At 70.6% G+C, this 13,504-nt stretch carries 15 protein-coding genes and 1 tRNA gene; 2 read left to right on the top strand and 14 right to left on the bottom strand.

Annotated features, from left to right (window positions below; translation table 11 throughout):
• Window positions 1-4: 4 nt before the first annotated feature.
• The 5 genes from miaB to ACE3RQ_RS03975 form a co-directional block, all read right to left on the bottom strand.
• Window positions 5-1,348 carry a tRNA (N6-isopentenyl adenosine(37)-C2)-methylthiotransferase MiaB gene (gene miaB, locus ACE3RQ_RS03955; protein WP_374520134.1) on the bottom strand — a complete coding sequence of 448 codons (1,344 nt, stop codon included), beginning with the start codon at window positions 1,346-1,348 and terminating at the stop codon, window positions 5-7.
• A gap of 70 nt (window positions 1,349-1,418) precedes the next feature.
• On the bottom strand, window positions 1,419-1,832 hold the full coding sequence (locus ACE3RQ_RS03960) for a hypothetical protein (protein WP_374520136.1): 414 nt from the start codon (window positions 1,830-1,832) through the stop codon (window positions 1,419-1,421).
• 84 nt (window positions 1,833-1,916) lie between these two features.
• Entirely contained in the window at window positions 1,917-2,477 is a 561-nt protein-coding gene (locus tag ACE3RQ_RS03965) for a YaeQ family protein (protein WP_374520138.1), read from the bottom strand.
• Between the two features lie 58 nt (window positions 2,478-2,535).
• Window positions 2,536-2,612 (bottom strand) — tRNA-Met (locus ACE3RQ_RS03970).
• A 41-nt stretch (window positions 2,613-2,653) separates the two neighbouring features.
• The gene (locus ACE3RQ_RS03975) at window positions 2,654-3,436 is read right to left on the bottom strand and encodes an enoyl-CoA hydratase (RefSeq protein WP_374520140.1); all 783 of its coding nucleotides are present in this window, start codon (window positions 3,434-3,436) and stop codon (window positions 2,654-2,656) included.
• Window positions 3,437-3,607: 171 nt separating this feature from the next.
• Between ACE3RQ_RS03975 and ACE3RQ_RS03980 the strand changes: the two genes are divergently transcribed.
• Complete coding sequence (locus tag ACE3RQ_RS03980; protein ID WP_374520142.1) at window positions 3,608-4,123, top strand: hypothetical protein; 516 nt, start codon at window positions 3,608-3,610, stop codon at window positions 4,121-4,123.
• Between the two features lie 21 nt (window positions 4,124-4,144).
• Here ACE3RQ_RS03980 and ACE3RQ_RS03985 read toward each other — a convergent pair whose 3' ends face one another.
• From ACE3RQ_RS03985 to ACE3RQ_RS04000, 4 genes are all read right to left on the bottom strand, one after another.
• The gene (locus ACE3RQ_RS03985) at window positions 4,145-5,962 is read right to left on the bottom strand and encodes a M61 family metallopeptidase (RefSeq protein WP_374520144.1); all 1,818 of its coding nucleotides are present in this window, start codon (window positions 5,960-5,962) and stop codon (window positions 4,145-4,147) included.
• A complete protein-coding gene (locus tag ACE3RQ_RS03990; RefSeq protein ID WP_374520146.1) occupies window positions 5,962-6,432 on the bottom strand; it encodes a DUF3429 domain-containing protein in 471 nt (156 codons plus the stop codon). The genes ACE3RQ_RS03985 and ACE3RQ_RS03990 overlap by 1 nt, the downstream gene beginning before the upstream one ends.
• Before the next feature lie 2 nt (window positions 6,433-6,434).
• Window positions 6,435-7,151, bottom strand: a complete 717-nt coding sequence (locus tag ACE3RQ_RS03995; protein WP_374520148.1) for a DsbC family protein — start codon at window positions 7,149-7,151, stop codon at window positions 6,435-6,437.
• Between the two features lie 61 nt (window positions 7,152-7,212).
• Window positions 7,213-8,370 (bottom strand): FAD-dependent monooxygenase, encoded by a 1,158-nt coding sequence (locus tag ACE3RQ_RS04000; protein ID WP_374520150.1) that lies wholly within the window; start codon window positions 8,368-8,370, stop codon window positions 7,213-7,215.
• A 58-nt stretch (window positions 8,371-8,428) separates the two neighbouring features.
• On the opposite strand from ACE3RQ_RS04000, the gene ACE3RQ_RS04005 reads away from it, so the two are divergent.
• On the top strand, window positions 8,429-9,319 hold the full coding sequence (locus ACE3RQ_RS04005) for an MOSC domain-containing protein (protein ID WP_374520152.1): 891 nt from the start codon (window positions 8,429-8,431) through the stop codon (window positions 9,317-9,319).
• Window positions 9,320-9,329: 10 nt separating this feature from the next.
• On the opposite strand, the gene ACE3RQ_RS04010 is transcribed toward ACE3RQ_RS04005, so the two are convergent.
• Genes ACE3RQ_RS04010 through ACE3RQ_RS04030 form a run of 5 tightly spaced genes read right to left on the bottom strand, consistent with a single transcriptional unit; the run spans window position 9,330 to window position 13,503 of the window.
• Entirely contained in the window at window positions 9,330-10,331 is a 1,002-nt protein-coding gene (locus tag ACE3RQ_RS04010; protein ID WP_374520153.1) for an XdhC family protein, read from the bottom strand.
• Window positions 10,312-11,151, bottom strand: a complete 840-nt coding sequence (locus tag ACE3RQ_RS04015) for a hypothetical protein (protein WP_374520155.1) — start codon at window positions 11,149-11,151, stop codon at window positions 10,312-10,314. The genes ACE3RQ_RS04010 and ACE3RQ_RS04015 overlap by 20 nt, the downstream gene beginning before the upstream one ends.
• The gene (locus ACE3RQ_RS04020; protein ID WP_374520157.1) at window positions 11,144-11,836 is read right to left on the bottom strand and encodes a TIGR02466 family protein; all 693 of its coding nucleotides are present in this window, start codon (window positions 11,834-11,836) and stop codon (window positions 11,144-11,146) included. The genes ACE3RQ_RS04015 and ACE3RQ_RS04020 overlap by 8 nt, the downstream gene beginning before the upstream one ends.
• Before the next feature lie 16 nt (window positions 11,837-11,852).
• A complete protein-coding gene (locus ACE3RQ_RS04025; protein WP_374520159.1) occupies window positions 11,853-12,533 on the bottom strand; it encodes an NTP transferase domain-containing protein in 681 nt (226 codons plus the stop codon).
• Between the two features lies 1 nt (window position 12,534).
• The gene (locus tag ACE3RQ_RS04030) at window positions 12,535-13,503 is read right to left on the bottom strand and encodes an XdhC family protein (RefSeq protein ID WP_374520161.1); all 969 of its coding nucleotides are present in this window, start codon (window positions 13,501-13,503) and stop codon (window positions 12,535-12,537) included.
• Window position 13,504 lies beyond the last annotated feature (1 nt).

Raw genomic sequence — 13,504 nt, forward strand, 5'->3', positions numbered from 1 at the left:
AGGGTCAGGCCGATTCGCGCACCAGCACCTCGCCGCGCAGCGAGTGCGGCAGGGCCTGGGTGATCTTCACGTCCACCATCTGGCCCACCAGGCGGGCGCTGTGGGGGCCGCCGTCGAAGTTGACGATGCGGTTGCACTCGGTGCGGCCCATCAGCTCGGCCGCGTTCTTGCGCGATGGGCCTTCCACCAGGATGCGCTGCACCGTGCCTTCGCGGCTGGCGCTGATGCGGCGCACGTTGTCTTCGATGGTGGCCTGCAGGTGCTGCAGGCGGGCGAGCTTGACCTCATGCGGCGTGTCGTCGGCCAGGTTGGCCGCCGGCGTGCCGGGGCGGGGGCTGAAGATGAAGCTGAAGCTGCTGTCAAAGCCGATGTCGGTGATGAGCTTCATCATCTTCTGGAAGTCGTCCTCGGTCTCGCCGGGGAAGCCCACGATGAAGTCGCTGCTCATGGAGATGTCGGGGCGGATCGCGCGCAGCTTGCGGATGGTGCTCTTGTATTCCATGGCGGTGTAGCCGCGCTTCATGGCCATGAGGATCTTGTCGCTGCCGTGCTGCACCGGCAGGTGCAGGTGGTTCACCAGCTTGGGGATCTTGGCGTAGGCCTCGATCAGGCGCGGCGTGAACTCGTTGGGGTGGCTGGTGGTGTAGCGGATGCGCTCGATGCCGGGGATGTCGGCCACGTACTCCAGCAGCAGGGCGAAGTCGGCGATCTCGCTCGTGTCGCCCATGGCGCCGCGGTAGGCGTTCACGTTCTGGCCCAGCAGCGTCACCTCTTTCACGCCCTGGTCGGCCAGGCCGGCGATCTCCACCAGCACGTCCTCGAAGGGGCGGCTCACCTCTTCGCCCCGGGTGTAGGGCACCACGCAGTAGCTGCAGTACTTCGAGCAGCCTTCCATGATCGACACGAAGGCCGAGGCGCCTTCCACCTTGGCCGGGGGCAGGTGGTCGAACTTCTCGATCTCGGGGAAGCTGATGTCCACCTGCGGCCGGTTCAGGCGGTCGCGGGCCTTGAGCATCTCGGGCAGGCGGTGCAGGGTCTGCGGGCCGAACACCACGTCCACGAAGGGCGCGCGCTTGATGATCTCGGCCCCCTCCTGGCTGGCCACGCAGCCGCCCACGCCGATCAGCACGCCCTTTTCCTTCAGGTGCTTCACGCGGCCCAGGTCGGAGAACACCTTCTCCTGTGCCTTCTCGCGCACCGAGCAGGTGTTGAAGAGGATCAGGTCGGCCTCTTCGGGGTCTTGGGTTTTCTCGAAGCCCTCGGCGGCGCCGAGCACGTCGGCCATCTTGTCCGAGTCGTACTCGTTCATCTGGCAGCCGAAGGTTTTGATGAAGACTTTTTTGGTCATGGCGAAGCTCCTGTGGGCGCGGCCAGCGCCCGCGCCCGCCAGGGCGGCGGGACGCGACGTGAAGGGGAAATCAGCGGGTGGCGTCGGCCGTGCCGAGCACCGAGGGCGATTGGGATTGCTGCGACTCGAAGCGGTAGTTGCGCTCCACGCCCAGCGTGGCTCGCTTCTCTTGCGCTTCCTGCTCGGTGAGGACCCACACCTCTTGCACCTGGCCTTTGCGGTCCATGGTGTAGTTCACCGTGAGCTCTTGCTTGACCAGGGCGGCGGGGCGCAGCAGGTTGTTGTCGGTGCCGCGGATGCGCGCACCGGGCGCCAGGCGCGTGGTGCGGTCGTCCATCTGCACATAGGGCGGTTGCACCACCGTCAGGGTGCCGCGCAGGGCGTCTTTGGGAAAGGGCCGTTGCACAGATTGCGCGTGGGCGCCGCTGGCGACCAGCAGGCCCAGGGCCAGTGTGGCGGCAGCGATAGGGGAACAGCGGTTCATGGTGTAGATCCAGAGGCTGAAGAAGCCCGCGATTGTCTCATGGGCATGGGGGGCGGCGCCTGCGCCGGGCCGCCGGGCGGTGGCTCATTTCCAGCGCAGCGGCTCCACGCTCACGCTGCCCTGTGTGCTGGAGAGGGTGAGCACCCCGTCCATCACCGTGGCCTGCAGTTGCATGCTGCGCTCGGCCAGGGCCGCCAGGGCCGGGGCGGCTTCGGTGGGCAGGCGCCAGACCTGCAGGCGGTCCAGGCGGGTGAGCTTGGTCTCGATGCCGCGCCACCACACGTCGGCGGCGCTGGAGAAGGCGTAGACCACCACCGCGTCGGCCTGGCTGCAGGCCTTGGCCAGCGGCTTGTCTTCGGGCTGGCCCACCTCGATCCACACGCGCTTGCGCCCGGTGAAGTCGGTGAGGTGGGCGTCGGGGTCGTTCGGGTCGGAGAGGCCGGCACCGAAGGCCAGGGTGCCGTCGCCGCCGCAGGTGTCTTGCAGCTCATGGGCCTGCAAGGCCAGGGCCACCAGGCGCACCATCATGCGCTCGTCGGTCTCGCTGGGGTGGCGGGCCAGGGTGAGGGCGTGGTCGGCGTAGTAGCCGTGGTCGATGTCGGCGATCTGCAGGTTCGCCTTGAAGATGGTGGACTTGAGGGCCATGGGGTTCGGCGCGGGGCGAAAAAAAACGGGCTCTGTTGCCAGAGCCCGTTTTCAGGTTTGGTGGCGATAGGTGGACTTGAACCACCGACATCAGCATTATGAATGCTGCGCTCTAACCAACTGAGCTATATCGCCGTGAAGCGCGCATTATACACACGTTTTTGGCGTGTGTTCAATCACTGGTGCTTGAAGACCGGTTTGCGCTTTTCCATGAAGGCGGCCATGCCTTCCTTCTGGTCGTCGGTGGCGAACAGCGCGTGGAACAGGCGGCGCTCGAACATCACGCCGTCGGCCAGCGTGCCTTCGAAGGCGCGGTTGACGGCTTCCTTGGCGGCCATCACCGAGGGCAGCGAGAACTCGCAAATGGTGAGCGCGGCGCCCAGGGCCTCGTCCATGAGCTTGTCCAGCGGCACCACGCGGCTGACCAGGCCCGAGCGTTCGGCTTCGGTGGCGTCCATCATGCGGCCGGTGAGGGCCATGTCCATGGCCTTGGCCTTGCCCACGGCGCGCGGCAGGCGCTGCGTGCCACCGGCGCCGGGGATCACGCCCAGCTTGATCTCGGGCTGGCCGAACTTGGCGTTGTCGGCGGCGATGATGAAGTCGCACATCATGGCCAGCTCGCAGCCGCCACCCAGGGCGAAGCCCGACACGGCGGCGATCACCGGCTTGCGGATGGTGCGGATGGTTTCCCAGTTGCGGGTGATGTATTCGCGGTTGTACACATCGGCGAAGGTGTACTTGGCCATGGCGCCGATGTCGGCGCCCGCAGCGAAAGCCTTTTCGCTGCCGGTGATGATGACGCAGCCGATGCCGGCGTCGGCGTCAAAGGCCTTGAGGGCGGCGCCCAGCTCGTCCATCAGGGCGTCGTTCAGCGCGTTCAGGGCCTTGGGGCGGTTCAGGGTGATGACGCCCACACGGCCTTCGGTGCGGACGATGATGTTCTCGGGGGTGGCGGTCATGCGGTCTCCTCGCGGGGGGTGAAATGACACGGTTTGTCGTGACTCCGCGACTATAGGGCCTGCGCCCGGGGCCACCTGTCTGCTGTTGGACGCCGGCTGTGCGCCAACGCGGGCAAACCCATGGCCATGGCGGGCCGCTGCGGTTCTAGAGTGGCGCCCCAAAGGTGGTCCATGGACAAGCACACGGTCTTCGCGAAAACGGACGCCGGGCGAGAGGCGCTGGCCCAGCGCGCGCCCGGCCTGCTGCCGCGCCTGCGCTCGCTGCTCATCATGGTGGATGGGCAGCGGCCGGCGGCGGCCTTTGATGCGGCCAGCGGTGGCGCGGAGGGGGCGGCCCTGCCGCTGCTGGAGCAGTTGCTGGCCCAGGGCTGGGTTCGGGCCCTGGAACCCGAGCGCCAGCCCGATGCCCCGCCGCCGCCCGTGCCTGCGTCTGCGTCTGCGCCTGGCGCTTCCGACGCGTTGGCGGCGTGGCCGCTGCCGGATGCCCGGCGCCGCGTGGCGCGCTTCATCAACGACCAGCTCGGCCCCATGGGCGAGGCCATGGCCCTGAAGGTGGAGGCTTGCCGGCAAGAGGCCGACCTGCGCGCGCTGGTGCCGCGCATCCGCGAGGTCTTGCTCAACTACCGCAACAGCGCCACCGTGGCGCGCTTTGACGCCGACATCGCGCCTCACCTGCCCACGGCCTGAGGCAGCGGGCAGGCACCTGCGTCAGTCGCTGCCTTTGAGCCAGGGCGAAAGGCGGTTGGCGTCGCCCACCGCCAGGCGAAGCGCCTTGCCTTGCGGTGGCCATTCCAGCGGGCAGCGCAGCAGGCGCCGGTCGCGCGAGACCAGGGCGGTGAGGCGTGGGCGCTCGCCGCGCAGCCAGGCCACCTCGTCGAGCTTGTGGATGCGCCAGGCCTCGGCCGGCTCACCCCGGCGCGGCGCGGGCAGCTCAATGCCCAGCCACTCGTCGCCCGCGGCCAGGCCGGCGGCCTCACCGGCGCCGCCGCGCAGCACGGCCTTGATGGTCACGCCGCTGGCGCCTTCGCTCACCCGCAGGCCCAGGTGCTGGGCCAGGGGCGCGGCTTCGTGGGTGGATTTCACGCCCATGGCCTGCAGCAGCTTTTCGGCCGGCAGGTCTTGCGTGCCGTGCACCCAGGCGTCGAGTTCGGTGTCGAAGTCGCGCCGGCCCACGCGCTTGAGGGCACGGCGCACGTCGGCCTCCCGCATGGGGCCGCCCTGGCAGCGCTGCCACAGGGCGCGCATCACGTCGTCCAGGCTGCCGTGGCCTTCGCCGCGCAGCGTGAGGTCCAGGCAGAGGGCGATGAGCGAGCCCTTGGTGTAGTAGCTCACCGTGGCGTTGGGCGTGTTCTCGCCCACGCGGTAGTACTTCACCCAGGCATCAAAACTGGCCTGCGCGGCGCTCTGCAGGTGGCGCCCCGGCGTCTGCAGCACCTGGTTGAGGTTCTTGGTGAGCAGTTGCAGGTAGGTGGCGTCGTCGATCAGGCCGGCGCGGCGCAGGAAGAGGTCGTCGTAGTAGCTGGTGAAGCCCTCGAAGAACCAGAGCAGCTCGGTGTAGTTTTCCTGGTCGTAGTCGTAGCGCGCGAACTCGTGCGGGCGCAGGCGCTTGACGTTCCAGGTGTGGAAGTACTCGTGGCTGATGAGGCCCAGCAGCGTGGTGTAGCCGTCGGTGGCTTTGAGGGCCGCGGGTTTGTCGCCAGCCGGCAGGCGCCGGGGCAGGTCGCTGCGCTGGCAGATCAGGGCGGTGCTGTTGCGGTGCTCCAGCCCGCCGTAGCCGTCGCCGCTGGCGTGCAGCATGAACACGTAGCGGTCAAAGGGGGCCGGGCCGTCGCCGTGCCAGAAGGCGATCTGGGTTTCGCAGATGCGCCGCGTGTCTTCGAGCAGGCGCTCGCCGTCGAGCCAGGCGCCAGCGCCGCTGACCACGAAGCGGTGTTCGATGCCGTGGGCATTGAAGCTGCCGCTCCAGAAGCGGCCCATTTCCACCGGGCAGTCCACCAGCTCGTCGTAGTCGGCGGCCAGGTAGCGGCCGAAGCCGGCCTCGTCCACCTCGGTGGCGCGCAGGCCGGTGGCCACTTGCCAGCCCTCGGGGGCCTGGCCGCGCTCGATCACGAGTTCGTGCGGGCGGTCTTCCTGCCCGATCACGCGCAGGCAGGTGCTGGTGCCGTTGAAGAAGCCGCGCGTGCTGTCCAGAAAGGCGGTGCGCACCGAGGCGTCAAAGGCGTACACCTCGTGCCGCACTTCCAGCGGCACACCGGGTTCGCAGTCGGCCTGCCAGCGGTGTTTGTCGAGCTGTCGCAGGCGCACGGGTTGGCCGTTTTGGGTGGCGCGCAGGCCCTGCAGGTGCTGCGAGAACTCGCGCACCAGGTAGCTGCCCGGAATCCACACCGGCAAGGCCAGGCGCTGGCGGGCCTGGGGTTGTTCGATGTGCAGCGTGACGGCCAGCAGGTGCGAGGCGGCGTTGTGCACGCCCACGGTGTAGCGCACGGCGGCGGTCTCGGTGCGGTGGGGGCGAGGGGCGCGGGCCATCAGATGGCCCCCGCGCCGATGAAGCAGCTCAGCGCGGCCACGGCCGAGAGCCGAAAGCGCAGCGCCAGCCAGGGCTTGATGCCCAGCGCCGGGTAGACCTTGCGGTCCACCAGGTAGCAGACCACCAGCACCAGGCCCAGCCAGGCCAGGCCGGCGTGGGGCGGCATGAGCACGCCGGGCCAGGCCAGCAGCGACGGCGCCATGCCCCAGGCCACCTGGCCGTTGGTGACGCCTTCCCCGCGACCCAGCCGGCTCCAGATGGCGCCCCAGTGGATGCCCCCCAGGAACGAGGCGATCAGCGCGGCGTAGGCCGCCATCGCGATGGCCACCCAGGCCTGCAGTTCGGGCCCCACCAGCCACAACAGCAGCGTCAGCCCCACAAAGGGAATGAGCCCGGCGTGGCCGAAGCGCTGGATCCAGGGGTGGGCGAGGGGGTCGGAGATCGGGCCGGGTGGGGGGCTGGCGGTCATGGTCAGTTGGTGGCGGCTTGCTTGAGCATGGCTTCCACGCGGTCGGCGCCAATGGCGCCCGGCACGCGGGTGCCATCGGCGAAGAACACGGTGGGGGTGCCGGTGATGCGGGTCTTGCGGCCGAACTCGACGTTGCGCTGCAGGGCCGAGGTGTCGCAGTTGGCGGCGGTGGGGGTGACGCTGTCGATCATCCAGTCGAGAAAGGCCTGCCCACGGTCTTTGGCGCACCAGATGTGGCGCGACTTTTCCACCGAGTCCTGGCCCAGGATGGGGTAGAGGAACACATAGACGGTGACGTCGTCGATCTTGGCCAGGTCGCGCTCAAAGCGCTTGCAGTAACCGCAGTTGGGGTCTTCGAACACCGCCAGCTTGCGCGTGCCCTTGCCGCGCACGATGGTGAAGGCGTCTTTCAGGGGCAGATCTTTGAAGGCCACGGCGTTGAGCTTGTTCACGCGCTCTTCGGTCAGGTCCACGCGTTTTTGCGTGTCGATGATCGAGCCCTGGATCAGGAAGTCGCCCTTGGCGTCGGTGTAGAACACCTCGCTCTGGTTCACGCGCACTTCATACAGGCCCTTGATGGGCGCCGGGCGCACCTCGTCAATCTTGGGCAGGCTGGGCAGGCGCTCGGCCAGGTTTTTGCGGATGGTGGCTTCCTGGGCTTGCGCGCCAAAGCTCAGTGCGGCGAGCGCGGCGATCAGGAAGTGGGCGATGCGTTTCATGCGGTGGCAATCCAAAAGGGGCAAGGGGCCGGGCCGGCGAAGGCCAAGGCGGCGGGTCGGGTCAAAGGGCCGGGCCCATGGCCTGTCGGGCCAGCCAGCGCTTGAGCGGGCCGCTGCGGTCAAAGGCGCTGAGGCCCCAGTTGCGCAGCGCCTGCACGCGGGCGTCGGCGTGGTCGAACAGGCCAAACAGGCCTTCGGTGAGCCAAGCCATCGCCTGCACGTCGGCCTGCCGCGCGCGCTCGTAGCGGCGCAGCAGCTTGGGGTCGCCCAGCTCGCGCCAGTACTCGCGGCCGTGCAGCACCCGCGCCAGCTCGGCCGCGTCGGCCAGGCCCAGGTTCAGGCCTTGGCCGGCCAGCGGGTGCATGGCGTGGGCGGCGTCGCCGGCCAGGGCCACGCTGCCACCGGGGGTGTGTGCGATCCAGTGGCGCGCACGGGAACTCTCCAGCGGCCAGGCCTGGGCCGGGCTTTGCATTTGCAACTGGCCCAGCACGCCGTGGCTGCGCTCGGTGACGGCATCGGCCAGGGCTTGCGGCGGGCCGGCCAGCCAGGCGTCGGCTTGCTCACCAGGGACTGACCACACCAGGGCCACCGAGTTCCCCAGCGCGCCGCCCAGCGGCAGCAGGGCCATGATCTGCCCCTGCACGAACCACTGGCGGGCCACGCCGCCATGCGGCTGCTCGGCCTGCAGGCGCGCGGCCACGGCCTTGTGCCCGTAGGGCTTCACGTCGAATTCGATGCCCAGGGCCTGGCGGGTGCGGCTGTGCTTGCCTTCGCAGACCACGGTGAGCGCGGCCGGGGGGGCGTCGTCCAGCCAGTCAATGCCGGCCTGAAAGCCCACGGCCTCGCGCAGGCGGGCCTCCAGGGCGGGCACGTCCACGATCCAGGTGAGCGAGGGCACGCCCACCACGCCGGCGTCAAAGCGCAGTTCGCCACCCTGGTCGCCCCACACCTGCATGGCGTGCACCGGGGTGACGGTGGGGGGGCTGGCGCTGTCGTCGGGCCAGGCGCGCACCGATTCGAGCACCTGGCGCGCCGCGGCGTTCAGGGCGTAGGCGCGCACGTCGGGGGTGTCGGTGGTGGCGGCGCGGGGGCCCACCAGGGCCACCCGCAGGCGGTCACGGGCCAGCAGCAGGGCCAGGGTCAGCCCCACCACGCCAGTGCCTCGGATCGCGACGTCGTAGCGCCGGGGGGTGCCGGCTCGGGGGGCGGGTGATGTCATGGGCGGATTTTAGGAGCAGGGCACAATTCCCGGCTTTGCCCCCACGCCTCGCCCCGCCATGACCGCTGACAGCCCCTCTGACCTGAACGGTACCTTGGACGCCATTTGGGTGTACCCCATCAAATCGTGTGCTGGCCTTTCGCTGCGCGAGGCCGAGCTGACCGACACCGGCCTGGCCTACGACCGGGCCTGGATGGTGGTGGACAGCCAGGGCGAGTTCGTGAGCCAGCGCGAGCTGCCGCGCATGGCGCTGATTCAGCCCTCGTTCAAGCTGGGGCAACTGGTGCTGCGCGCCCCGGGCATGCTCAGCCTGCACCTGGCGTTGGACGCGGCCGAGGGCCCGGCCCGGGTGCGCGTGTGGGACGACGAGGTGGACGCCTTTGACATGGGCGACACCGCCGCCCAGTGGTTCAGCGATTTTCTGGGTGCCGACGCGCCCGCGCACCTCAAGGCCCTGCGCCTGATTCGCTTCGACCCCGAGGCCCGTCGCCGCTGCGACCCGCGCTGGACGGGCGACGACGCGGGCTTTGCCCAGTTTGCCGATGGCTTCAGCCTGCTGGTGGCCAGCCAGGCCTCGCTGGACGAACTCAACGCCCGGCTGGGCGCGGCCGGTCAGGCCCCGGTGGACATGCGCCGCTTCCGGCCCAACCTGGTGATGGGCGGCTGGGGCGCACACGACGAAGACCGCTGCGGCCCGGTGGTGATCGGCGAGGGTGAGGGCAGCGCCGAGATCGTGCCGGTGAAGCCTTGCTCGCGCTGCCCCATTCCCGACATTGACCCCGACACCGCCACGCCCGGCCACGCCGTGGGCGATGCGCTGCGCACCTACCGGCAAGACGCCCGCGTGGGCGGCGCCATCACCTTTGGCATGAACGCCATCGTGCGCCGTGGCGACGGCGTGGTGCTGCGCGTGGGCCAGCCGGTGCGCGCCGATCTGCGCTTTGACTGAGCGGTTGCGCTCAGCAGGTCAGGCAGACCGTCTTCGAGCCTGACCAGTTGCTCAGCGGCCCGCTGAGGTCCATGCCACGGCGGATGGCGGTCATCTCGGCCACGATGCTCATCGCGATCTCTGGCGGCGTGAGCGCGCCCAGGTTCAGGCCCACCGGGCCGTGCAGCTTGGCCGCCTCAGCCTCGCTTACGTCGAATGCCTGCAGGCGCTGGCGGCGTTTGGCGTTGTTCTGCAGCGAGCCCAGCGCGCCCACGTAGAACGCCGGCGTGCGCAGTGCCTCCATCAGCGCCAGGTCGTCCAGCTTGGGGTCGTGCGTCACGGCCACCACCGCGCTGTGCTCGTCCAGCCGCATGGCCAGCACCAGGTCGTCGGGCATGGTGGTGGACAGCGTCACGCCCTCCATCCGCTCCCAGCCTTCGTGGTACTCGGTGCGCGGCTCGCACACCGTCACCTGGTAGTCGAGCATCACCGCCATGCTGGCGAGGTAACGCGAGAGCTGGCCGCCGCCGATGATGAGCAGGCGCAGGCGCGGGCCGTGCACGGTGGTGAGGGTCTGGCCGTCGAACTGCACGCGGTCGCCCGCGTCGGTGGGCAAGAGGCTGGCCACGCCGGTGGCCATGTCCAGCCGGCGCATCACGCGCTGGTGGCCTTCGATGGCGGCCAGCAGCTCGCGCAGTTGCGAGGCGGGCGACAGCGGCTCCAGCACCAGTTGCACCGTGCCGCCGCAGGGCAGGCCGAAGCGCCGGGCTTCCTCGGCGGTTTCGCCGTAGGTGGTGGTCTCGGGCTTTCTCAGCGCCAGCTCGCCGCGCGCCACGCGGCCGATCAGGTCGTCTTCGATGCAGCCGCCCGAGACCGAGCCGGCCACCTGGCCGTCGTCGCGGATGACCATGAGCGAGCCCGGCGGGCGCGGGGCCGAGCCCCAGGTGCGCACCACCGTGCCCATGACCACGCGCTGGCCGCGCGATTGCCAGTCAAGGGCGGTGCGAATCACATCAATATCGAGGCTGTTCATGGGGTGTCACTTCCGTGTTGAGGCGCCTTGAAGGGCGCAGCAGATCGGCCAGGGCCAGCACCGCGACGACGGCCCAGGCCGCCTGCAGGGCCGCCGGGCCTTGGGTGGGCGAGAGCCAGCCGACGGCCAGCAGCAAGACCGGGCCGAGGCCGGCGGGCACCTGGGCGCGGGCCTGATGGCCCGGCTGCGTGCCGTGCGCGCCCCAGGCCCAGGCCAGCACCAGCAGCACCATGCCCGCCAGGCGCCACCCGGTGGCGTCTGGCCAGGCCATGAGCAGCGCGCCCATGGCCAGCAGGGCGGTGGGGGTCCACGGCGCCGCCGAGGCGGACCAGCGGCCCAGTCGCCGCAGCGGCGCCAGCAGCAGCGGCACGCCCAGCATCAGGCCGCCGTGCAAGGCCACCGCTTGCGCCTGCGTCCAGCCCGGGCCCAGGCACCACTGGCTGGCCAGCCACAGGCTGCCCATCATCAGGCCCATGGACAAGCCGGGCAGCGAGGGCGCGTTGTTGCCGACGCCGCGGGCGAGAGACGCGCTCCAGAGGCCCCAGAGCGCCGCGGCGAGCAGCAGCAGCGCCAGCGCGGCAGGGCCGTTTGGCAGCAGGGGCAGCGCCGCCAGCAGCCCGGCGGCGCAGGCCAGCGGCCAGACCGAGCTGCCGTGCGTGAAAGGCGCGGCACCGCTGCAGCGCAGCGCCCACCACAGCACCACCGGCAGCACGCCGCTGGCGAAGGACCAGCCCAGGCGATGGCCCAGCCAGCCCAGCAGCAGCCAGGCGGCCAGCGCATCGGCCTGGCGCAGCGCGGGGGGGTGCTTCAATTCAGACATGGCTGTAGCCGTGCAACTGGTCGCTGCCGGTGGCCGCGTGCACGCTGGCGTTGAAAGAGACGATGACCCGGTCGTTCTCGCCGTCGTAAGGCATGGCCTGGTGCGGCAGCCACGACGGGAACACGATGAGCTGCCCCGGCAGCGGCGCCACGTCGATGTGCGCCGACTGCAGGTAGGCGTTGCCGAAGTCCATGTGCGCGCCACCCAGGTGGTTGAAGTGCGGGCCGTAAAAGCGCGTCACGCCGTTGGTGGCGCCCAGCAGCGGGTGGGCCTGGCGCGGCGCGTCGTCGTCCACCTGCAGGCAGTACACGCCCGACCAGGAGCAGTTGCCGTGGGTGTGCACGTCGTGGTGGCTGCCGCGGTTGGCGATCTGGAACCAGATGCCGCGCAGCGCGATCTGCAGGCCTGGCGTGGCCTCGGGCCAGGCGCCCTGGTTGGCCAGGGCCACGGTCTGGCGCAGGCCATCGACGATGAAGCGCAGCAGCGCGTCCCACTCGGGCAGGCGCACGCGCTGCAGCAGGTCGTCGCGGCTGGCGTAGAAGGCGGCGGCCGGGTCGGCGTTGTCGTCGCCCGCGCGCAGGGCACGGAACACGCGCACCAGCAGCGGGTTGATGTCCGCCGCCTGCGCGAAGCGGTGCACGCCCAGCGGCGTGGACCAGAGCGGCAGCAAGGGATCGGGCGCCATGGGGTGCGGTGACGGCTCAGGCTTCGGTCAGCAGGTCGGCCGGCCAGCGCAGGCGGTGGCCTGTGCGGGCGGCCAGGGCTTCGATGTCTTCGGGGCTGTCCACGTCGGTGCGGTAGCGCGTGTTGGGGGTGGCCCAGGGGTGCACGGCCTGCGGGTTGGCGGCCTGCCACTGCTTGCAGCCCACGCGGGCCTCGCCGGCCAGGATTTGCTCGCGCACGCTCTGGCTGAACATCACCGGGTTGCCGGGCAGGCCGTCCACCGTGGGCTGCACCACCTCTGCGCCGGCGGGCCGCTTTTTGTAGGCGCCGATCAGGTCGTTGATGTCTTGCGAGTTGATCAGCGGCTGGTCGGCCAGGGCGACCAGCACGGTGTCGATCTTGCCGGCCAGTGCCCGCAGGCCCAGCCGCAGCGACGACACCTGGCCGGCGTCCGGGTCGGGGTTGCGCACCAGCGTGACGGGGAAGTCGCGCACCACCGGTTCGATGCGGTCGGCGTAATGGCCCAGCACCACCACCAGTTCGTCCACGCCCGCGCCAGAGAGCGCGATGAGCTGGCGCCGAATCAGCGGCACGCCGCCCAGCTCCAGCAGGCACTTGGGGCGGTGGCCCATGCGCGTGCCCGCGCCCGCCGCCAGCAGCACCGCGCCCACCACCACGCGGCTGTAGAGGCCGCCACCGCCTTTGAGAATGCAGCCCACGTCAGTTGCCTCCGCAGCACGACTTGGTGGCCGCTGCCGGCGGGGCCGCTTCGACGGCCAGCTCTGCCGTGGCGGGCTTGGCGGCGCCACCACCGCAGCAACTGCCGGCCTCCATGGGCGGCAGGTCGAGGGTGAACTTGGGCGCTGGCTTTTCCGCCACCGGGGTGGCGGCCTGCACCGAGCGGCCGCGCCGCGCCGCGACCACGGTGGCCAGCACCGCCAGCGCGATCTCTTCTGGCGTTTGCGCGCCAATCGGTTCGCCCGCGGGGGCCACGATGGCCGCCACCCGCGCCGGGTCTTCGCCCGCGCTCACCAGGCTCTCGCGCAGCACACCGGCCTTGCGTTCGCTGGCCACGAACCACAGCGTCTGCGGCTGCAGCGCCAGCGCGGCGCGCAGCGCCTGCAGGTCGCGCCGGCCCTGCGTGGCCACCACCACCAGGCCACCGGCCGGCAGGGCCTGCGCCACCGCCTCGCTGCGGTCGTTGCCGATCACGCGCGCTGCATCGGGAAAGTGGCTGGCCTGCGCGCCCTCGGCCACCAGCACCGCCTGCAGGCCGATGCGCGGGGCCAGCCCGGTCAGCGCGCGCGCCACCGGCGAGTCACCAAACACCACCAGCTTCGGCGCGGGCAGCACCGGGTCGATGAACAGCTCCAGCGTGCCGCCCGAGCGGCAGGCCATGCCGAACTCCAGCACGTCGCCCAGCGTGCGCTCGGCGGTTTCGTCGGTGGGCGCGATGCGGATGCTCTGCGGCTGGCCGCTGGCCAGGGCCTGGCGCACGGTCTTGACCACCGCCGGTTGCGCGCAGCCGCCGCCGATCCAGCCGTGGATCTGGCCGTCGGCGGTGACCAGGGCCTTGTCGCCGGCCTTGGCCGAGGTGGGGGCCTGTGCGCGCAGCACGGTGACCAGTGCGAAGGCGCGCTCTTCGGCTTGCAGCCGGGCGGCGTCGGCGATCCATTGGTGGTGGTTCATC

The sequence above is a fragment of the Hydrogenophaga sp. genome (assembly GCF_041913525.1).
Lineage (GTDB): Bacteria > Pseudomonadota > Gammaproteobacteria > Burkholderiales > Burkholderiaceae_C > Hydrogenophaga.

What these genes read in the sequence shown, in the direction of transcription:
- miaB (WP_374520134.1), bottom strand. Translation starts at nt 1,348, where the DNA reads ATGACCAAAAAAGTCTTCATCAAAACCTTCGGCTGCCAGATGAACGAG.
- ACE3RQ_RS03960 (WP_374520136.1), bottom strand. Translation starts at nt 1,832, where the DNA reads ATGAACCGCTGTTCCCCTATCGCTGCCGCCACACTGGCCCTGGGCCTG.
- ACE3RQ_RS03965 (WP_374520138.1), bottom strand. Translation starts at nt 2,477, where the DNA reads ATGGCCCTCAAGTCCACCATCTTCAAGGCGAACCTGCAGATCGCCGAC.
- ACE3RQ_RS03975 (WP_374520140.1), bottom strand. Translation starts at nt 3,436, where the DNA reads ATGACCGCCACCCCCGAGAACATCATCGTCCGCACCGAAGGCCGTGTG.
- ACE3RQ_RS03980 (WP_374520142.1), top strand. Translation starts at nt 3,608, where the DNA reads ATGGACAAGCACACGGTCTTCGCGAAAACGGACGCCGGGCGAGAGGCG.
- ACE3RQ_RS03985 (WP_374520144.1), bottom strand. Translation starts at nt 5,962, where the DNA reads ATGGCCCGCGCCCCTCGCCCCCACCGCACCGAGACCGCCGCCGTGCGC.
- ACE3RQ_RS03990 (WP_374520146.1), bottom strand. Translation starts at nt 6,432, where the DNA reads ATGACCGCCAGCCCCCCACCCGGCCCGATCTCCGACCCCCTCGCCCAC.
- ACE3RQ_RS03995 (WP_374520148.1), bottom strand. Translation starts at nt 7,151, where the DNA reads ATGAAACGCATCGCCCACTTCCTGATCGCCGCGCTCGCCGCACTGAGC.
- ACE3RQ_RS04000 (WP_374520150.1), bottom strand. Translation starts at nt 8,370, where the DNA reads ATGACATCACCCGCCCCCCGAGCCGGCACCCCCCGGCGCTACGACGTC.
- ACE3RQ_RS04005 (WP_374520152.1), top strand. Translation starts at nt 8,429, where the DNA reads ATGACCGCTGACAGCCCCTCTGACCTGAACGGTACCTTGGACGCCATT.
- ACE3RQ_RS04010 (WP_374520153.1), bottom strand. Translation starts at nt 10,331, where the DNA reads ATGAACAGCCTCGATATTGATGTGATTCGCACCGCCCTTGACTGGCAA.
- ACE3RQ_RS04015 (WP_374520155.1), bottom strand. Translation starts at nt 11,151, where the DNA reads ATGTCTGAATTGAAGCACCCCCCCGCGCTGCGCCAGGCCGATGCGCTG.
- ACE3RQ_RS04020 (WP_374520157.1), bottom strand. Translation starts at nt 11,836, where the DNA reads ATGGCGCCCGATCCCTTGCTGCCGCTCTGGTCCACGCCGCTGGGCGTG.
- ACE3RQ_RS04030 (WP_374520161.1), bottom strand. Translation starts at nt 13,503, where the DNA reads ATGAACCACCACCAATGGATCGCCGACGCCGCCCGGCTGCAAGCCGAA.